Origin of the sequence: Natrinema sp. 1APR25-10V2 (assembly GCF_031626495.1) — an archaeon.
In the GTDB taxonomy this organism is placed as follows: Archaea; Halobacteriota; Halobacteria; order Halobacteriales; family Natrialbaceae; genus Natrinema.
In genome coordinates this window covers 505,043-520,498 of the sequence record NZ_JAMQOJ010000002.1, presented here as the reverse complement: position 1 = coordinate 520,498, position 15,456 = coordinate 505,043, and the positions used below count along the sequence as shown (strand labels likewise).

Here is a 15,456-nt window from a genome sequence, read left to right as displayed (position 1 = left end):
TCAATGGTCCCCACGCGACGAGCGCTCTTGGCGGGTGCTGGCGCCGCTACCGCGGCGCTCGCCGGCTGTTCGATGTTCTCGAGCGTTGGATCACCCGCGCCCGATGAGCCGCCCCCGTCCGGGATCGACGAACCGCCAGAGACGGATCGGCACGTCGCCGGCGCGACCGGCGACTGGTCGTCGTTCGGCTGTAACGCCGCCAATACACGCGAAGTCGCCGACGGAAAGGCCCCGGTCGACGGCGTCACCGAGCGCTGGCGGGTCGACGTCGCACAGCTCTCGTATCAGGCCCCAGTCGTCGCGGGGGATCGAGTGTACCAGATCGACGGCGGAACGCTTCGGACTCTCGACGCCGCCGACGGCGCGGAGCTGTGGACGCACTCGGAAGCCGAGACGCCGCCGCTGGTCCGAGACGGCGTCGCCTACGTGTCGACGGGAACTGCGATTTACGCGCTCGAGGCCGGGACCGGCGATGAGTTGTGGAACCGCAAGTTCGACTCGCGGGGGCGCGTGACGACGCCGGCGACGTACGCGGGGCGACAACTGGTCTGCGGGGTCGGCGAGGAGGTCATCGCGCTCGAGCCGGCAGACGGGGCCGTTCGATGGCGACGCGACGTCTTCGGGCAGGTACTCGACCACGCGGCGTTTTTCGTGGGACGTGGGATCGTCGTCGCTACCGAGGCCGGGCTGGTCTACCTGCTCGGCGAGGACGGGACCGGCTGGCGACGGTGGCAACTACCGGCGCGGCCGATGTGTCCGCCGAGCGCCGATACGGATTCGATCTACGTGAACTGCGAGAACGAGACGACGTACGCGCTGATGGACGACGGCCTCTCCGACCGGACCATCAACTGGACGGCCGATACCGGATGGGGCGATCCCGGTCTCGCCGTCGCCGACGGCCTCGTACTTATCGCGAACGGGTGGGAACTGTCCGCCATCGACGCCGAATCCGGCCAGCGCTATTGGACACACGGAATCGGGGATTGGCGACACACCGCGCCGGCGTACGGTCGTGACACCGTCTTCGTCGGCGGCGACCGCCTCCGAGCGCTGGATCCGACCCCCGGCGACAGCCCGGACGGCGGGCCGGCGGTCCGATTCGAGCGGGAGTTCGCGGGCCGCGTGGGTCCGGGCCCGGTCCTCGATGACGGGACGATTTACGTGGTCGCGGAAGTCGAATCGGAGACCTACGCGCTCCTGGCGCTCGAGTGATTCCCTCGGTGCGTCACTCGACAGCACCGGACTGTGATTTGTGTTACCACACATCTCGAGTCGGCCGTCTCGCCGCTCGAGCGCCGCGACAATTACTACCGCGTATTAGAAAGGATGGAAAATATTAAGCGTCGGTATAGCCTAGCCGGGCCTACGATGACTGAGTACGTGTCGACCACGCCGGGGCTGTATCCGCTCCCGGACTGGGCGAAAGACGACCTCTCGGACCTCAAAGGCCACCAGAAACACGACCTCGTCAGCGGCGACGAGGGCGAGGAGATCACCGCTGCCTACGAGGCGGCCCGCGAGGAAGTGATCGAGGTACAGCAGGACGCCGGTCTCGACCGCATCGTCGAGGGACAACTGCGGTGGGACGACATGCTCGCCCATCCGCTCGCCGTCCACGACGCCGTCGAGACGCAGGGCATCGTCCGCTACTACGACAACAACAACTTCTACCGGGACCCCGTCGTCGGCGGCGACCTCGACTTCTCGGGCGACGTCGCCTCGGAGCTCGAGACGGCCGCCGAACTCGCTGCGGGAGACGATCTGCAGGCTGTCCTCCCCGGTCCGTACTCGCTCGCCGACCTCGCGACCGACGAGCACTACGGCGACGAGGCGGAGTTCCTCTCGGCAATCGCCGACTTCCTCGCGGGCGAGGTCGACGCCTTCCCCGACCACGAGACGCTGTTCCTGCTCGAGCCCTCGCTGGTCGAGAACGCGCCCGACGACGGCGAGGACGAACGCGCGAGCGAGGCGATAGACCGGGTCGCAGCGGCGACGGACGCCGACGTCGTCGTCCAGCCCTACTGGGGCGCGTTGGAGGAGAAGGTCTACGCGCACTTACTCGACGCCGACATCGACGCGGTCGGCTTCGATTTCGTCGCGAATCAGGACGACAACCTCTACAACATACAGGAGTACGGCGCGACCGACGACGTCGCCCTCGGGCTCGCCGACGGGCAGAACACGCTCGTCGAGGACCCCGAAGCGATCCGCGACCGGGTCGACTGGGTCGAGGGCCAGCTCGGCGTCACCGAGTTCGAGACGATCTACCTGACGACCAACACCGAGACGTTCTACCTGCCCTTCGGCAAGTACGTGGAGAAACTCGAGGTCCTTGCGGAGGCCGCGGATCTCGCGGAGGTGCAAACAGCATGAGCACGAACGAGAACAAAGATCAGTTCCGACAGCCCGACCACGAGCACGACCACTTCCTGCTGACGACCGTCGTCGGCTCCTACCCCAAGCCCAAGTGGCTCAACCGCGCGAAGGAGCTCTACGAGGACGACGAGGCCGACTTCGACGAGGAGAACTGGCAGGAGGCGAAAGACGACGCCGCGCGCGTGATCACGGACGAGCACGAGCGCGCCGGCCTCGACGTCGTCGTCGACGGCGAGATGCGGCGCACCGAGATGGTCGAGTTCTTCGCCCACCGCATCGAGGGCTACGAGTTCAACGGCCCCGTCAAGGTCTGGGGGCACAACTACTTCGACAAACCCTCCGTGGTCTCGGAGGTCGAGTACGAGGACAGCTGGCTCGTCGACGAGTACGAGTTCACCGCGGCCGCCAGCGACCGGCCGGTCAAGGTCCCGATCACCGGCCCCTACACCCTCGCGAACTGGTCTTTCAACGAGGCCTACGAGGACGACGACGAACTCACCCTCGAGCTCGCCGACCTCGTCAACGAGGAGATCGAGAAGCTGGTCGACGCCGGCGCGCGCTACATCCAGATCGACGAGCCCGCGCTCGCGACCACGCCCGACGACCACGCGATCGTCGGCGAGGCCTTAGAGCACATCGTCGCCGACATCCCCGAGGAGGTCCGCATCGGCCTCCACGTCTGTTACGGCGACTACTCCCGGATCTACCCCGAGATCCTCGAGTTCCCGGTCGACGAGTTCGACCTCGAACTCGCCAACGGCGACTACGAGCAGCTCGACGTCTTCAAAGACCCCGAATTCACGAAGGACCTGGCGCTCGGTGTTTGCGACGCCCACGTCGCCGAGGTCGAGTCCGTCGAGCAGATCGAGGAGAACATCAAGAAGGGCCTCGAGGTCGTCCCGCCGGAACAGCTCGTCGTCTCGCCGGACTGCGGCGTGAAGCTGCTGCCCCGCGAGGTCGCATACGGCAAGATGGAGAACATGGTGCAGGCGGCCCGGAACGTCGAGGCGGACCTCGACGCAGGTAACATCGATATCGAGCGCGGCGCGCCGACACCGGCCGACGACTGACGATCCCGTCCGCGCAGTCCGCCGTCGGATTTTCCGGTCGCCGCTCAACGAGCGCGGCCGTCAGGGCAGATCGATGCTATCCAGCCCGTCAGCGCTGCCGACGACGATGGAGCCGTCGCGACGGACGACGATGCCGTAGCCGAACAGAGTGAGTTCGACGACGACGTCGTCTCCCGACCCGCCGTCGCTTCTGACCGTCTCGTCGACTGCGAACGTCAGCGACTCGAGTTGCGGCGGGTCGCCCTCGGTTTCCTCGAACGTCGGTTCCGGAATCTCCCGAATCGTCCCCTCGACGGTAAATGCGAGCACGTCCGGCGGCGAGTCGACGGCGCCGGGTCCGCCGTCCGTCGACGATCGAAGCTCGTCGACTCCGGTCGGGATCTCGTCTCTGTCGACCGTCGCGGCGCCGACGTCGACGGTCTCGAGGCGGAGCGTTGCCGGCCCCGTCAAGTCGATCGTGGCGGCCCCCGAATCGTCGCTCGAGACGGTTACCGCGACGGGACCCAGCGTGGCCCCTTCGAACTGGGCGAGCAGCGCCTCGGACATCGCCAGTCGCCCTTCGACGGAGATATCGAGTCGGTCGGACGACTCTACCTCGATCGTGCTATCAGTGAGCGTGACGTTCTCGTTCTCGCTGAAATCGACTGTGAGGCTCATAGGCAATTCACGGGCTGGTACGGTCGGCGGCCGTGAAACTGTGTCGTGTGTCGCGCAATTGAAACACACGAGTCCGGCGGCTGCGGTTGCTCTCCCACGGCAAAGCGATAACTACCGGGGCAGTGAACGGTCGTCCATGACCCTCGAGGTCGGCGTTCTCGGCTATCGGTTCATGGGCAAAGCGCACGCGAACGCGATGGCGCGGCTTCCGATGTTCTTCCCGGACGCGCCGGAGATCGAACGCAGCGTCCTCGTCGGTCGCGACGAGACGGCGCTGGAAGAGGCCGCCGACAGACTCGGGTTCGAATCGATCGCGACCGATTGGGCCGACGTCGTCGACGACGTGGACGTCTTCTACAACCTCGGGCCGAACCACGTCCATCCCGAACCGTCGATCGCCGCGCTCGAGGCGGGGACGCCGGTCTTCTGCGAGAAGCCGCTCGCGCCGACGCTCGAGACGGCGGACGTGATGGCCGAAACAGCCCGCGACGCCGGCGACGACGTGCCCGCCGGCTGTGCCTTCAACTATCGGTTCGTGCCCGCGATCCGGTACGCGAAGGCGCTGCTCGAGGCGGGCGAACTGGGCGAGATTCACCACGTCCGCGGGCGCTACCTGCAGGACTGGCTGGTCGATTCCGAGGCCCCGTGGTCGTGGCGCAACGACGCGGAGTTGGCGGGGTCGGGCGCGCTCGGTGATCTCGGTTCGCACTCGGTCGACCTCCTGCGATACCTGGTCGGGTCGGACGACCTCGCCGGTGAGATCGAGCGGGTCAGCGGCCACCTGCAGACGTTCGTCGACGAGCGCCCGGTCGAAGGCGGTGACGAGCGCCGATCGGTCACCGTCGACGACGCCTACACCGCGCAACTCGAGTTCGAGAACGGCGCGATGGGCACCTTGGAGGGGTCGCGGTTCGCGACGGGCCACAAGAACGACCACACCGTCGAGGTCCACGGCTCCGAGGGGAGCCTGAAGTTCTCGCTCGAGCGGCTGAACGAACTCGAGGTGCTCCGCGACGGGAACCGGGGCTACGAGACGATCCTGGTCACCGACGAGGACGATCCGTACGTCGACCACTGGTGGCCGCCGGGCCACGTCCTCGGCTGGGAACATACCTTCGTCCACGAGAACTACGAGTTCTTGAGCGCCGTCGCGGACGGCCGCGAGTTCGCACCCAGTTTCGCGGACGGACTCGCCGCCCAGCAGGTACTCGATGCGATCGAGGAGAGCGACGACCGTCGCGAGTGGGTTACACTCGAGTGAGAACGAGCGTATCGACGCGGCCTCGTGATCGGCCGCAGCACCCGCGCTGACCGCTCGTGAGAACACATTTGTACGACCGGCACGAAGTGACAACTGAATGTCTGGTCGGCTGCAGCGGTTCGTCGCCAAGGATTGCTGGCTGCTGATCGCGATCGTCACTCTCGCACTGACGAGTATCGCTGCAATTTTCGGGTTCGGAGGCCTTGCAGCGGCGATTTAGATCGTCGGCTGGTTCCTGTTCACGCCGATCTTCCTGTTCTGGGGTGAGGAGATCGCGACGACCCTCGAGGACGACGCTCCCGCGGCGACGACCGACGAGCCGGAAGCCGAGGCCGACCCGCTCGACGAACTGAAGCGTCGGTACGCGGCAGGAGAGATCGACGATGCGGAGTTCGAGCGCCGCCTCGAGCGACTGGTGGCGGTCGACGACCTACCCGACGAACTCGTCGGCGATTCGACTGCCCCCGAGGGTTCCGACGAACGCGAATACGAACAGGAGCGAGAGTAACAGCGGGAGGACACGGGGCCTGCCCGCGAGCGTCGCTTGCGGTCTCGCGCGGCGTTTCGTAACGTATTCGCCCGCGATCCGTCTCTCCCTGGACGATGGCAGTCTACGAGACGACGATCGACGTTCGCACCGACGACCTCGGTCGGAGCGGCCACGTCAACAACGCCAAGTTCGTCGCGTACTCCGACCTCGCTCGCGACCGGTACCTCGCCGAGCGCCACGGCTGCGGACTCGAGGATCTCTCGCACGCGGTCGTCCACCTCGAGATCGACTACGAGGGCCAGCTTCGGTCGCTGACGCCGATTACGGTCGGCATCGACGTGGCCGATGTCGGCGAAACGAGCTTCACGCTGACCTACGAGATCCGCGACGGCGACCGCGTCGCCGCGACGCTCACCACCGTCGCGGTCGTCCTCGACGGCGAAAACGAGTCGATGTCGATTCCCGAATCGCTCCGGGAGGGCCTCCTGTCGGACCGCGAGGCCGGCGAACTGCTCGAGTAGCGAGCCGCCTGCCGTTCCGATCGGCGTCGCCGGTTCGCTGCCGGCCGCTCAGGACTCGATCCGGCTGACCGTGTGGATCTCGTCGTACCGGACGCCCTTGTCATCGAGCGACTGGCCATCGAGTTCGACGTACTCCGGTTCGAAGCCGGTCACTTCGCCGGTGACGTCGAGCTGGTGGTCCTCGGTCCGTTCCGCGTTCCGGATCTCGACTGTGTCGCCGATTTCGACGTGGCTCTGCACTAACTCCGCGGCTCGTCGCTCGTCGGCGTCCGGTGGGATGGTCAGGTCGGTCATAGCGCGTGGTCGGTACCACCCCAACGGGGGTAGCCCTTCAGCCGGAATTCGCAACTCGAGCCCGCGATCGGACGACCGTTTTTGTAGGAACCGGCCCAAAAGGGATCGATGAAGACGATCAAGGACAGCGTCCACGACCACATTCAGGTCGACGGCGTCGCTCGCGACCTGCTGGACGCGCCGGAACTACAGCGCCTCCGGTCGATCAGCCAGCTCGGCACCGTCTCCCTGGTCTATCCCTCTGCCAACCACACCCGTTTCGAACACAGCCTCGGCGTCTACCACCTCGCCTGCGAGGCACTCGAGCACCTCGCGGTCGACGGACGGCGAGCCGAGCGGATCCGCGCCGCGGCCATCCTCCACGACGTGGGCCACGGGCCGTTCAGCCACAACCTCGAGTCGCTCACCCACCGGCGAACGGGCCGGTATCACGACGACGTCCACGGGTTGCTCGCGGACGGCGTCGTCGGGGACGTACTGCGCGAGCACGACCTCGAGCCGGACCGAGTAGCGGATCTGGTCGCCGGCGAGGGTCGGTTCGGCCAGTTAGTGTCGGGAGAGCTCGACGTCGACCGGATGGACTACCTGGTGCGGGACGCCCACCACACGGGTGTTCCCTACGGAACGATCGATCACGGCCGGCTGGTCCGGGAGCTGACCTTCGTCGACGGCGAACTCGTGCTCGACGAGGGGAACGTCCAGACCGCCGAGAGCCTGCTGGTCGCCCGGGCGCTGATGAACCCGACCGTCTACAGCCACGGCGTCGCCCGGATCAGCAAGGCGATGCTCCGCCGCGCCGGGGAACGGCTGCTGGACTCGCCGGACGCCGACGTCGACGCCGAGATCCTCCAGCGGATGGACGATCACGATCTGATCGCGGCTCTCCGCTCGTGTGCGGCGACCGGCGAGTTCTCCCGGCGGCTGGATCAGCGCGACCTCTTCAAGCGGGCGGTGTGGGCCGAGATCGACGACGTCCCTGGCGGGATCATCGAGGCCGACCACGGGACGATCCGCGAGTTCGAGCGGGAGATCGCCGATCGGGCGGACGTCGATCCGGCACACGCTATCCTCGACGTGCCGAGTCGGCCGTCGATGACCGAGTCGACGACGCGCGTGATGGTCAACGGCGACGTTCGTCGGCTCGGCCAGCAGTCGCCGCTGGTCGAGGCGCTGCGGGCGGCCCAGTACTCGCAGTGGCGGCTCGGCGTCTACTCGCCGCCGGCGCTGCGCGATCGGGTCGGCCGGGCCGCGGTCGAGGTCCTCGGGCTCGACATCGACGGCGCGCTGGTCAGCGAAGTCCGAGACGGACTCGACACGACGCTGGACGAGTTTGTCGACTGACCGGATCTCGAGGCCGGCTTGCGGAGCCGTCGGCGAGGACGGCCCCGGACCCGATGAGTGAAATGAACGGGATAAATCAAGTCTGGAAAGCCGACAGCTGTCGTCCGAGTTCGACCGAGCAACGATCGGAGGGCGAAATCGGGTCGGACGTAGCGCCACGGGTAGCGGCGGCCGAAATTGGACACACCGTTGCCGGCGTCTTCGGATCGATCGCCGGTGTACTCGGCCTCGTGGTCGTCAGCACGACCGCGTTCTTCTGATCGATGGCTCGCCACCACTCGAGCGATCCCACGGCGAACCGTTGAAGGGACTGACCGCGAACGGTTTCGTATGGAACGAACGGGAACGATCCTCCGCGGCCCCGAGTTCGACCCCATCGAGGGACGCGTCGTCGTCGACGACGAGGGACGCATCGCGGCCATCGAGGAGGAGTCCGTCGAGAGCGACGACATCATCCTGCCGGCGTTCGTCAACGCCCACACCCATATCGGCGACTCGATCGCCAAGGAGGCCGGCGGCGGCCTCTCGCTCGAGGAACTGGTCGCGCCCCCGGACGGGCTGAAACACCGGCTGCTCCGGGCGGCCGACCGCGACGAACTCGTGAGCGCGATGCGGCGGTCGCTGTCGTTCATGGAGCAGGCGGGGACCGCGGCCTGTCTGGACTTCCGCGAGGGCGACGTCGAGGGCGTTCGGATGCTCGAGGACGCCGCGGACGGCCTCGAGGTCGACGCGCTCTCGTTCGCGCGGGGCTCCGTCGACGCGATGCGCGCGGGCGACGGCTTCGGCGCGAGCGGGGCCAACGATTCCGAGTTCGGCGACGAGCGGGCGGCGACCCGCGAGGCGGGGAAGCCGTTCGGCATCCACGCCGGCGAGGTCGACGAAAGCGACATCGATCCCGCGCTGGACCTCGAGCCCGACTTCCTCGTCCACATGGTCCACCCCGAACCGCGCCACCTCGAGCGGATCGCCGACCAGGAGGTACCGATCGTCGTCTGTCCGCGCTCGAACCTCGTCACCGACGTCGGGCTCTCCCCCTACGCGGAACTCGCAGAGCGGACGACGCTCGCTCTCGGCACCGACAACGTGATGCTCAACTCGCCGTCGATGTTCCGCGAGATGGAGTTCCTCGCGAAACTGTCCGCGCTGCCGGCCGACGAAATCCTCCGGATGGCGACACTCAACGGGGCTGAGATCGCCGACCTCGAGTACGGCCTCCTCGAGCCGGGCCGAGAGGCGCGACTGCTGGTGCTCGACGGTGACTCGGACAATCTCGCTGGAGCGCGGGACCCGGTTCGGGCCGTGGTTCGCCGGGCCGGCGTCGACGACGTTCGGGAGGTCGTCTACGGAGTCGGCGGCGACGGCGAGCGCAACGACTGACGCTCAGTCGAGTCGTTCGGACGTTTCGGCGTGCGCCCGCGATAGTTCGACGTACCGGTCGGCCGTCGCTCCGAGGTGCGGATCGTCGATCTCCGTCTTCGGTTCTGCGGGCGTACCGGCGACGAGCGTCGACGGTGGGATCTCGGTTCCCTCGGTGACGACGCTGCCGGCTGCGACGACCGCCCCCTCGCCGACGTGGGCGCCGTCGAGGACGACCGCGTTCATCCCGACCAGCGCGCGCTCGGCGACGGTCGCGTCGTGGACGATAGCGCTGTGGCCGACGGTCGAGTAGGGCTCGAGTTCGGCCTCCTCGTGGAGGACGGCGTTGTCCTGAACGTTCGCGCCCTCGCCGACGACGATCGTCCCGTGATCGCCCCGAAGCGTGGTGTTCGGCCAGACGCTGGCTTCGTCCTCGATGACGACGTCGCCGATGACGACCGCGGCCTCGTCGACGTGCGCGGAGTCGGCCACCTGCGGTTCCGTCCCGTCGAATGATCGGAGCATGCTCGTGTCTGTCTCGAGCGCCGTCTTGAAGCTGACCATCGGGGACGGTCTTCCGGCATCGGTGTTACTCTGCATACATCTATTTCCAATGCCAATACAATTCGGCACTAGGACTAATGCGCGGAGCGTGCAACCCGGTATATGGCGGCAGGGTGCTGTCCGCACGGACCGCAGCGTGTCGCCGTGTCATCCCCCCGAACCACTTCGGTTCGGTATCCCCCCTTTCGCTCCCCGCTACCGGGTCTTCGGCCGTCCACACCGATCAGCAGCCACACTGCCGCGGCCTCAGAACGCGTCGCCCTCGAAGCTCGTCTCCGCGTGCAGGCTCTCCTTGAGCGCGTCGTGGACCTTGCAGAGTTCGAACGCGCGCTCGACGATCTCTGCGCCGGTATCGTCGTCCACGTCGGCTTCGACGCTGATATCGAACCGAACCGACTCGAGTTTGTCGTCGTCGTTGAGTTCGCCGGTCGTCTCGATCTCGATCCGTCCGAGGTCGTCGGCCCCGCGCTGTTGCCCGCCGACCCGCAGCGCCGGGACGTAACAGGAGCCGTAGGCCGCCAGCAGCGACTCGAGCGTATCGGGGGCGTCCTCGCCGTTCGCGTCGATCGTCGTCTCGAAGTCGCGGATCTCGTTAGTCGCGCTGTACCCCTCGCCGGAGACGGTAGTGACCTGTTTCGTCATGCAATCGAGCGGTCCACGAGCGGCGCTGTAAACGTTGGTGGTGCCCGGCGGTCGGTCGAAATCGGGATCGATCGTCGCGCCCGCGGTGGCCCGCCGGCGACTGGCTGCGGTCTCAGAGACCAGCACTGTCGGCCGTCGTGCCCGCAGCGATGGACCCTGCGTTTGCAGCGGGAGTCGGTTTCCCCCCCGCGCTCGAATGCGAGAAACGGAATATGAGTGGCTTCAACGCGCGATCGGCGAACAAACTCAGCATCGCCTCGACGCTCATCGACAGCGTACTGGCGTTCCGACGCGGGCGTCCGAAGAGCGGCCTCTTGCTCCTCGGGGCGGCCGCGCTCTCGTCTCGAGTTCCCGGCATCGGCACGATCACGTCCCTGGTTCTCCGACTCGCTCGGCGGCTCCGGTGACTCGAGTGATCGCATGGTCGACGTAACTGGCCATCTCGGGATGGCCCTGCTGTTCGCCGCGCCGGCGTGGATCGTCTGGGGCCGACGAGCAGCGCTCGGGTTCACGGGGTTCGCCCTCCTGACGGCGATGCTCCCCGACACCGACCTGATCCTTCAGGGCTTCCTTCCGGTGACCCATCACGGCGTGACTCACACCGTGGTGTTCGTCGTGATGATGAGCATCCTCGCCGGCGTGTTCGCCGCGAGGTGGCTCACCGCGTGGCTCAACGCTCACCGCTGGATCCGAAGTACCGAGATCGCGGCCGAGACGGTCTTCATCTTCGCGACGACGGGGCTGGTCGTCGGCGGAACGAGTCACCTGTTCGCCGATATACTCTCCGCGCCGGACATCGCGGCCCCGCTCGAGCCGCTCTGGCCGTTCTATCGCGAGCCGATCATCGTCGACGTCATCTACTACGATTCGCCGATCTGGAACTTCGGCCTGATCGCCGTCGCCATCGGTCTCCACCTGGTACTCGCCCGATACAGGAGCTATCCGCTCGATACGCGCTATCGGATCGGGAACCGAACGGGGGGCGACAGCGATACCACGCGACGGGCAGCAGGCGACCAGTTCGAGTAAGGGGTTTCGTCGCTTCCGGTCGCTGGTCGCGGATTTCTCGGAAGCGAAAAAACAGCCGGTCGAATCGCGACGCTCGGCGGCGATCAAGACTCGAGTTCGAACGGTTCGTCGGCCTCGAGTGCGTGGACCTCGGCGTCGCTGCCCGTCGCTTTGACCTCGCTTTCGAACTCCTCGGGGTCCTGCTCGATCGGCGGGAAGGTGTCGTAGTGCTCCGGGAAGGCGTGGTCGACGTCGAGCCAGTCGACGGCGACGGCGGCCTGCCACGGGCCCATCGTGAAGTGATCCCCGATCGGCACCGTCGCGGCGTCGGGCTCGAGATACGGGCCGACGACCTCGCGCATCTCGGTCATGAGGCTGGTGTCGCCGGCGTTGTAGAACGTCGTCGACTCCTCGTCGCTGACCTGCGTCGGCTTGGTATCGGAGACGACGAAGCCGGCGGGCATCCCGCCGCTCGCGTCGTTTTCGGTCATGATCCCGTTCGTGTGGTCGGCCCGGACCATGGTGACGTAGGCGTCGCCACATTCGACGGTGCCGCCGAGGTTCATCCCCATGCCGCCGACGGCGTCCTCGAAGCCGAACTCCTCCTGACAGTACGACGTGAGCTCCGGCGTCGCGACCAGCGTCGCGTCGGAGAACGCACCGGCGTCGGCGATGTGGTCGGCGTGGCCGTGGGTCAACAATACGTAGTCGGGCGTCTCGAGGTCGTCGGGCTCGAGGTCGGTCTTCGGATTGTCGAAGAACGGATCCATCAACAGCGACGTCTCGCCTACGGTGACGTGCCACGTCGAGTGGCCGTGCCAGGTGAGTTCCATAGCAGTCCCACGGTTCGGTCGAAAACAACTTAAAACGGCCGGGGCCGGCAACGTGGACGCCGGCCACCGATCGTCCGGCGCGGCTTCGTCGCCACCACTGCCCTCAATGAGCAATTGATCGCTCGAGATAGCCGTGTACTATCACCAATGTTTATACGTTGCCTGGGGGCATGATAGAAAGCCGCACGCGAACTGACACACCACGCATGCGGTCCGGGATCGTATCCCGGTCGACCACCTCACCGCTCTCGCCGTCTCGGTAGTACCGTTCGACCGTTCGCGACGACGGCCCCTGTCGGCCAATTTTTCGGCCGCGAACGTCGCGGTTTCGCCTCGATCGAGCACGAACCGCAATGCCGTGTCGTTTTTTATCCGGGGCCCGTACGGCGACTATGCTCGCACTGACGCTCGAGGAGTTCATGGTAGAGTTAAACGACGGCGCGATCAAGAACGTCGGTCCCAACAACAAGGCGGCCACGGTAAAACTGTTCGACGTCGAGTCGACCGAGGCCCGCGAGTTCGGCGACAAGCGCGTCAAACTCGTTTTCGAGGACGAGGACGACAACGAGATTCAGGTCTCGCTGTTCCCGGAAGACGTTCGGGCGCTCGCCGACGATATCGAGGCACTCGAGGACGAATCGGCCGTTTTCGACTGACTGCGGCGCGGTGCCGCCGCCGCGACCGTCGCTCGCGGTACGAACGCATTTCGACAACCGTTTTAGGGCGAAACTGCTTGGTCCGAGTAGATGGGTAACTGTATCATCTGCGGCACTCCCGTTGACGGCGAGATCTGCGAGAGTCACGAGGAGGATGCCGTGTTCGAATTCCGCGGCACCGCCGCCTCACAGCTCACCCCCGGCCGCTACTACCGGGGAACCGTCGATGGGTACGCCGACTTCGGTGTCTTCGTCGACATCGGAGATCACGTCACCGGCCTGTTGCACAGAAGCGAACTCGACCGACGACTCGAGAGTCTCGACTGGGAACCCGGCGACGACGTCTTCGTCCAGGTTCTCGACGTCCGGGACAATGGTAACGTCGACCTCGGCTGGTCGATCCGCCAGCGCGAACGCGAGTTCCGCGGGAAGCTGATCGAGACGGCCGACGACGAGTACCAGCCAGAGGACGAGAGCGAGACCGAGGAGTCGTCGACCGAGACGACCACCGAGAGCGAACTCGAATCGGCCGACGAAAGCGATGCGTCGGCCGGCGAGTTGCAGGCGGCCGCCGAGGAGTCGGAGACCGATTCCGAACCGGAACCGAACGCCGACTCCGTCGACGACGGCCAACCCGCGGCCGCCGAAACGGCCGGCACCGTCGCGAGCAGCGGTTCCGTCGCGACCGAGTCCGCCGCCGCCTCGACGCCGACGGCCGAGGACGCGGCAGACGCCGACACCGAGTCCGAGCCGGAGCCCGCGCTCAACCGGACGACCATCGACGCCATCGAGAACCAGGTCGGCAGCGTCGTCCGCCTCGAGGGCGAGATCACCGGCGTCCGCCAGACCAGCGGCCCGACGGTCTTCGAACTCAGCGACGAGACCGGCACCGTCGAATGTGCGGCCTTCGAGGAGGCCGGCGTTCGCGCCTATCCCCAGGTCGAGATCGACGACGTCGTCGCCCTCGAGGGCGAGGTCGAACACCACCACGGCGACCTGCAGGTCGAGACCGAGACTCTCGACATCCTCGAAGGCGAGGACCGAGAGACGGTCGTCGACCGCCTCGAGAGCGCGATCGAGGAGGAGGCCCGTCCGGCAGACGTCGCCCCGCTGGCCGACCACGAGGCCGTCGCGGCCGTCGAGGACAGTATCGCAGATGCGGCGACCGCGATCCGCCGGGCCGTCATGGAGGCGCGCCCGATCGTCGTCCGCCACGGTGCGACCGCCGACGGCTACGTCGCCGGGGCCGCCATCGAGCGCGCCGTCCTGCCGCTGATCCGCGAGAAACACACCCGCGACGACGCGGAGTATCACTACTTCGAGCGCCGCCCGCTCGACGGCCGCGTCTACGACATGGACGCCGCCACCAGCGACGTCACCTCGATGCTCGAGGCCCGCGACCGTCACGGCGAGCAGCTTCCGCTCGTCGTGCTGGTCGACGCCGGCTCGACCATCGAGTCCATCGACGGCTACGAACTGCTCTCGCTGTACGACGCCGACGCGCTCGTCATCGACGACAGTCGCGCGGACGAACAGATCACCGACGCGGTCGACGTCGCCGTCGCACCGTCGCTGGCCGGCGTCGATGTCGACGACGTGACCTCGGCCGCGCTCGCAGCGAACGTCGCCGCCCACGTCAACGACGACGTCCGCGCCGACCTCGAGCACCTCCCCGCGGTCAGCTACTGGGAGAACACTCCCGACGCGTACCTCGAACTCGCTAGCGAGGCCGGCTACGACGAGACCGGCATCTCCGAGCGCCGCGAGGCCGTCGCGCTCGAGGCCTACTATCAGTCCTACAAGGACAAGCGCGAACTCGTCATCGACCTGCTGTTCGGCGACGACGAGTCCGACCGACCACGAAACGGCGACCTGGCCGCCCACGTCTCCGAGCAGTTCCGCGACAAGCTCGAGACCGAACTCGAGACGGCGCGCGAGAACCTCTCCGTGCGAGGGATCAACGGCGTTACCGTCTCCGTGCTCGACACGGACGCCTTCACGCACCGATACAACTTCCCGACGACGATCCTGCTGCTGGACGCGCTCCACCGCGGCGAACGCGACCGGACGGACCCGCCGTACGTCACGCTCGGCGTCGGCGACGACGAACTCCACGTCCGCGCGACCGAACCCGTGAACGTGCGCGACCTCGGCGACGCGATCGCCGAAGCCGTGCCTAACGCCGGTGTCAGCGTCGTCGGCGGACAGGACGGGCACGTCGAATTCCTGCCCGGCGAACGCGATGCGGTGCGCGAGGCAGCCCTCGAGGCGCTCGGCGAGACGCTCGCGTAAGACTCGTCTTCTCCGTCGTCCGCTCGATCGACCAGCGACAGCGCCCGTCGAGCCGCCCACGCTGCCACCGGTTCGAGGTGCATATTACCTTC

Annotated in this window: 18 protein-coding genes and 1 pseudogene; 14 read left to right on the top strand and 5 right to left on the bottom strand. The window is 66.9% G+C overall.

All coding sequences use genetic code 11. The features are described from left to right. Positions 1-3 precede the first annotated feature (3 nt). The 3 genes from NDO75_RS08395 to NDO75_RS08385 all read left to right on the top strand — a co-directional run bounded on the left by NDO75_RS08395 (position 4) and on the right by NDO75_RS08385 (position 3,449). Positions 4-1,215: a PQQ-binding-like beta-propeller repeat protein gene (locus NDO75_RS08395; RefSeq protein WP_310905697.1), complete on the top strand. Its 1,212-nt coding sequence runs from the start codon at positions 4-6 to the stop codon at positions 1,213-1,215. Between the two features lie 156 nt (positions 1,216-1,371). Beyond that, entirely contained in the window at positions 1,372-2,376 is a 1,005-nt protein-coding gene (locus NDO75_RS08390; protein WP_310905696.1) for a 5-methyltetrahydropteroyltriglutamate--homocysteine methyltransferase, read from the top strand. After that, entirely contained in the window at positions 2,373-3,449 is a 1,077-nt protein-coding gene (locus NDO75_RS08385) for a methionine synthase (protein WP_310905695.1), read from the top strand. Before NDO75_RS08390 ends, NDO75_RS08385 begins: the two co-directional genes overlap by 4 nt. Positions 3,450-3,509: 60 nt before the next feature. Here NDO75_RS08385 and NDO75_RS08380 read toward each other — a convergent pair whose 3' ends face one another. Continuing rightward, a complete protein-coding gene (locus NDO75_RS08380) occupies positions 3,510-4,106 on the bottom strand; it encodes a hypothetical protein (RefSeq protein WP_310905694.1) in 597 nt (198 codons plus the stop codon). A 136-nt stretch (positions 4,107-4,242) separates the two neighbouring features. On the opposite strand from NDO75_RS08380, the gene NDO75_RS08375 reads away from it, so the two are divergent. The 4 genes and pseudogenes from NDO75_RS08375 (at position 4,243) to NDO75_RS08360 (ending at position 6,378) form a co-directional block, all read left to right on the top strand. Beyond that, positions 4,243-5,367 (top strand): Gfo/Idh/MocA family oxidoreductase, encoded by a 1,125-nt coding sequence (locus tag NDO75_RS08375; protein WP_310905693.1) that lies wholly within the window; start codon positions 4,243-4,245, stop codon positions 5,365-5,367. Between the two features lie 97 nt (positions 5,368-5,464). Beyond that, on the top strand, positions 5,465-5,587 hold the full coding sequence (locus NDO75_RS08370) for a hypothetical protein (RefSeq protein ID WP_310905692.1): 123 nt from the start codon (positions 5,465-5,467) through the stop codon (positions 5,585-5,587). Beyond that, a pseudogene (locus tag NDO75_RS08365) lies at positions 5,588-5,770 on the top strand (SHOCT domain-containing protein); the annotation flags it as partial. It lies immediately after the preceding gene. 200 nt (positions 5,771-5,970) lie between these two features. Beyond that, positions 5,971-6,378, top strand: a complete 408-nt coding sequence (locus NDO75_RS08360) for a thioesterase family protein (RefSeq protein WP_310905691.1) — start codon at positions 5,971-5,973, stop codon at positions 6,376-6,378. Between the two features lie 48 nt (positions 6,379-6,426). Here NDO75_RS08360 and NDO75_RS08355 read toward each other — a convergent pair whose 3' ends face one another. Beyond that, the gene (locus NDO75_RS08355; protein ID WP_310905690.1) at positions 6,427-6,672 is read right to left on the bottom strand and encodes a hypothetical protein; all 246 of its coding nucleotides are present in this window, start codon (positions 6,670-6,672) and stop codon (positions 6,427-6,429) included. 108 nt (positions 6,673-6,780) lie between these two features. Here NDO75_RS08355 and NDO75_RS08350 point away from each other — a divergent pair, with 108 nt between their 5' ends. The 3 genes from NDO75_RS08350 (at position 6,781) to NDO75_RS08340 (ending at position 9,390) form a co-directional block, all read left to right on the top strand. Next, positions 6,781-8,013: an HD domain-containing protein gene (locus NDO75_RS08350; protein ID WP_310905689.1), complete on the top strand. Its 1,233-nt coding sequence runs from the start codon at positions 6,781-6,783 to the stop codon at positions 8,011-8,013. Between the two features lie 53 nt (positions 8,014-8,066). Then, positions 8,067-8,273, top strand: coding sequence for a hypothetical protein (locus NDO75_RS08345; RefSeq protein WP_310905688.1), 207 nt, complete (start codon positions 8,067-8,069; stop codon positions 8,271-8,273). Between the two features lie 70 nt (positions 8,274-8,343). Further along, positions 8,344-9,390, top strand: coding sequence for an amidohydrolase family protein (locus tag NDO75_RS08340; protein ID WP_310905687.1), 1,047 nt, complete (start codon positions 8,344-8,346; stop codon positions 9,388-9,390). Positions 9,391-9,393: 3 nt separating this feature from the next. Here NDO75_RS08340 and NDO75_RS08335 read toward each other — a convergent pair whose 3' ends face one another. Both NDO75_RS08335 and NDO75_RS08330 read right to left on the bottom strand, forming a co-directional pair. Next, positions 9,394-9,933: a gamma carbonic anhydrase family protein gene (locus tag NDO75_RS08335; protein WP_310905686.1), complete on the bottom strand. Its 540-nt coding sequence runs from the start codon at positions 9,931-9,933 to the stop codon at positions 9,394-9,396. Between the two features lie 246 nt (positions 9,934-10,179). Then, positions 10,180-10,575 (bottom strand): OsmC family protein, encoded by a 396-nt coding sequence (locus NDO75_RS08330; protein ID WP_310905685.1) that lies wholly within the window; start codon positions 10,573-10,575, stop codon positions 10,180-10,182. A gap of 212 nt (positions 10,576-10,787) precedes the next feature. Here NDO75_RS08330 and NDO75_RS08325 point away from each other — a divergent pair, with 212 nt between their 5' ends. Both NDO75_RS08325 and NDO75_RS08320 read left to right on the top strand, forming a co-directional pair. Then, complete coding sequence (locus NDO75_RS08325; RefSeq protein WP_310905684.1) at positions 10,788-10,982, top strand: hypothetical protein; 195 nt, start codon at positions 10,788-10,790, stop codon at positions 10,980-10,982. 13 nt (positions 10,983-10,995) lie between these two features. Continuing rightward, positions 10,996-11,604: a metal-dependent hydrolase gene (locus NDO75_RS08320; RefSeq protein WP_310905683.1), complete on the top strand. Its 609-nt coding sequence runs from the start codon at positions 10,996-10,998 to the stop codon at positions 11,602-11,604. Positions 11,605-11,687: 83 nt separating this feature from the next. On the opposite strand, the gene NDO75_RS08315 is transcribed toward NDO75_RS08320, so the two are convergent. After that, positions 11,688-12,416 carry a metal-dependent hydrolase gene (locus tag NDO75_RS08315; RefSeq protein WP_310905682.1) on the bottom strand — a complete coding sequence of 243 codons (729 nt, stop codon included), beginning with the start codon at positions 12,414-12,416 and terminating at the stop codon, positions 11,688-11,690. Between the two features lie 392 nt (positions 12,417-12,808). Here NDO75_RS08315 and NDO75_RS08310 point away from each other — a divergent pair, with 392 nt between their 5' ends. Continuing rightward, the gene (locus tag NDO75_RS08310) at positions 12,809-13,072 is read left to right on the top strand and encodes a hypothetical protein (protein ID WP_310905681.1); all 264 of its coding nucleotides are present in this window, start codon (positions 12,809-12,811) and stop codon (positions 13,070-13,072) included. A gap of 90 nt (positions 13,073-13,162) precedes the next feature. Further along, positions 13,163-15,364, top strand: coding sequence for an OB-fold nucleic acid binding domain-containing protein (locus NDO75_RS08305; protein ID WP_310905680.1), 2,202 nt, complete (start codon positions 13,163-13,165; stop codon positions 15,362-15,364). The last annotated feature ends 92 nt before the right edge of the window (positions 15,365-15,456 follow it).

What these genes read in the sequence shown, in the direction of transcription:
- NDO75_RS08395 (WP_310905697.1), top strand. Translation starts at nt 4, where the DNA reads ATGGTCCCCACGCGACGAGCGCTCTTGGCGGGTGCTGGCGCCGCTACC.
- NDO75_RS08390 (WP_310905696.1), top strand. Translation starts at nt 1,372, where the DNA reads ATGACTGAGTACGTGTCGACCACGCCGGGGCTGTATCCGCTCCCGGAC.
- NDO75_RS08385 (WP_310905695.1), top strand. Translation starts at nt 2,373, where the DNA reads ATGAGCACGAACGAGAACAAAGATCAGTTCCGACAGCCCGACCACGAG.
- NDO75_RS08380 (WP_310905694.1), bottom strand. Translation starts at nt 4,106, where the DNA reads ATGAGCCTCACAGTCGATTTCAGCGAGAACGAGAACGTCACGCTCACT.
- NDO75_RS08375 (WP_310905693.1), top strand. Translation starts at nt 4,243, where the DNA reads ATGACCCTCGAGGTCGGCGTTCTCGGCTATCGGTTCATGGGCAAAGCG.
- NDO75_RS08370 (WP_310905692.1), top strand. Translation starts at nt 5,465, where the DNA reads ATGTCTGGTCGGCTGCAGCGGTTCGTCGCCAAGGATTGCTGGCTGCTG.
- NDO75_RS08360 (WP_310905691.1), top strand. Translation starts at nt 5,971, where the DNA reads ATGGCAGTCTACGAGACGACGATCGACGTTCGCACCGACGACCTCGGT.
- NDO75_RS08355 (WP_310905690.1), bottom strand. Translation starts at nt 6,672, where the DNA reads ATGACCGACCTGACCATCCCACCGGACGCCGACGAGCGACGAGCCGCG.
- NDO75_RS08350 (WP_310905689.1), top strand. Translation starts at nt 6,781, where the DNA reads ATGAAGACGATCAAGGACAGCGTCCACGACCACATTCAGGTCGACGGC.
- NDO75_RS08345 (WP_310905688.1), top strand. Translation starts at nt 8,067, where the DNA reads ATGAGTGAAATGAACGGGATAAATCAAGTCTGGAAAGCCGACAGCTGT.
- NDO75_RS08340 (WP_310905687.1), top strand. Translation starts at nt 8,344, where the DNA reads ATGGAACGAACGGGAACGATCCTCCGCGGCCCCGAGTTCGACCCCATC.
- NDO75_RS08335 (WP_310905686.1), bottom strand. Translation starts at nt 9,933, where the DNA reads ATGGTCAGCTTCAAGACGGCGCTCGAGACAGACACGAGCATGCTCCGA.
- NDO75_RS08330 (WP_310905685.1), bottom strand. Translation starts at nt 10,575, where the DNA reads ATGACGAAACAGGTCACTACCGTCTCCGGCGAGGGGTACAGCGCGACT.
- NDO75_RS08325 (WP_310905684.1), top strand. Translation starts at nt 10,788, where the DNA reads ATGAGTGGCTTCAACGCGCGATCGGCGAACAAACTCAGCATCGCCTCG.
- NDO75_RS08320 (WP_310905683.1), top strand. Translation starts at nt 10,996, where the DNA reads ATGGTCGACGTAACTGGCCATCTCGGGATGGCCCTGCTGTTCGCCGCG.
- NDO75_RS08315 (WP_310905682.1), bottom strand. Translation starts at nt 12,416, where the DNA reads ATGGAACTCACCTGGCACGGCCACTCGACGTGGCACGTCACCGTAGGC.
- NDO75_RS08310 (WP_310905681.1), top strand. Translation starts at nt 12,809, where the DNA reads ATGCTCGCACTGACGCTCGAGGAGTTCATGGTAGAGTTAAACGACGGC.
- NDO75_RS08305 (WP_310905680.1), top strand. Translation starts at nt 13,163, where the DNA reads ATGGGTAACTGTATCATCTGCGGCACTCCCGTTGACGGCGAGATCTGC.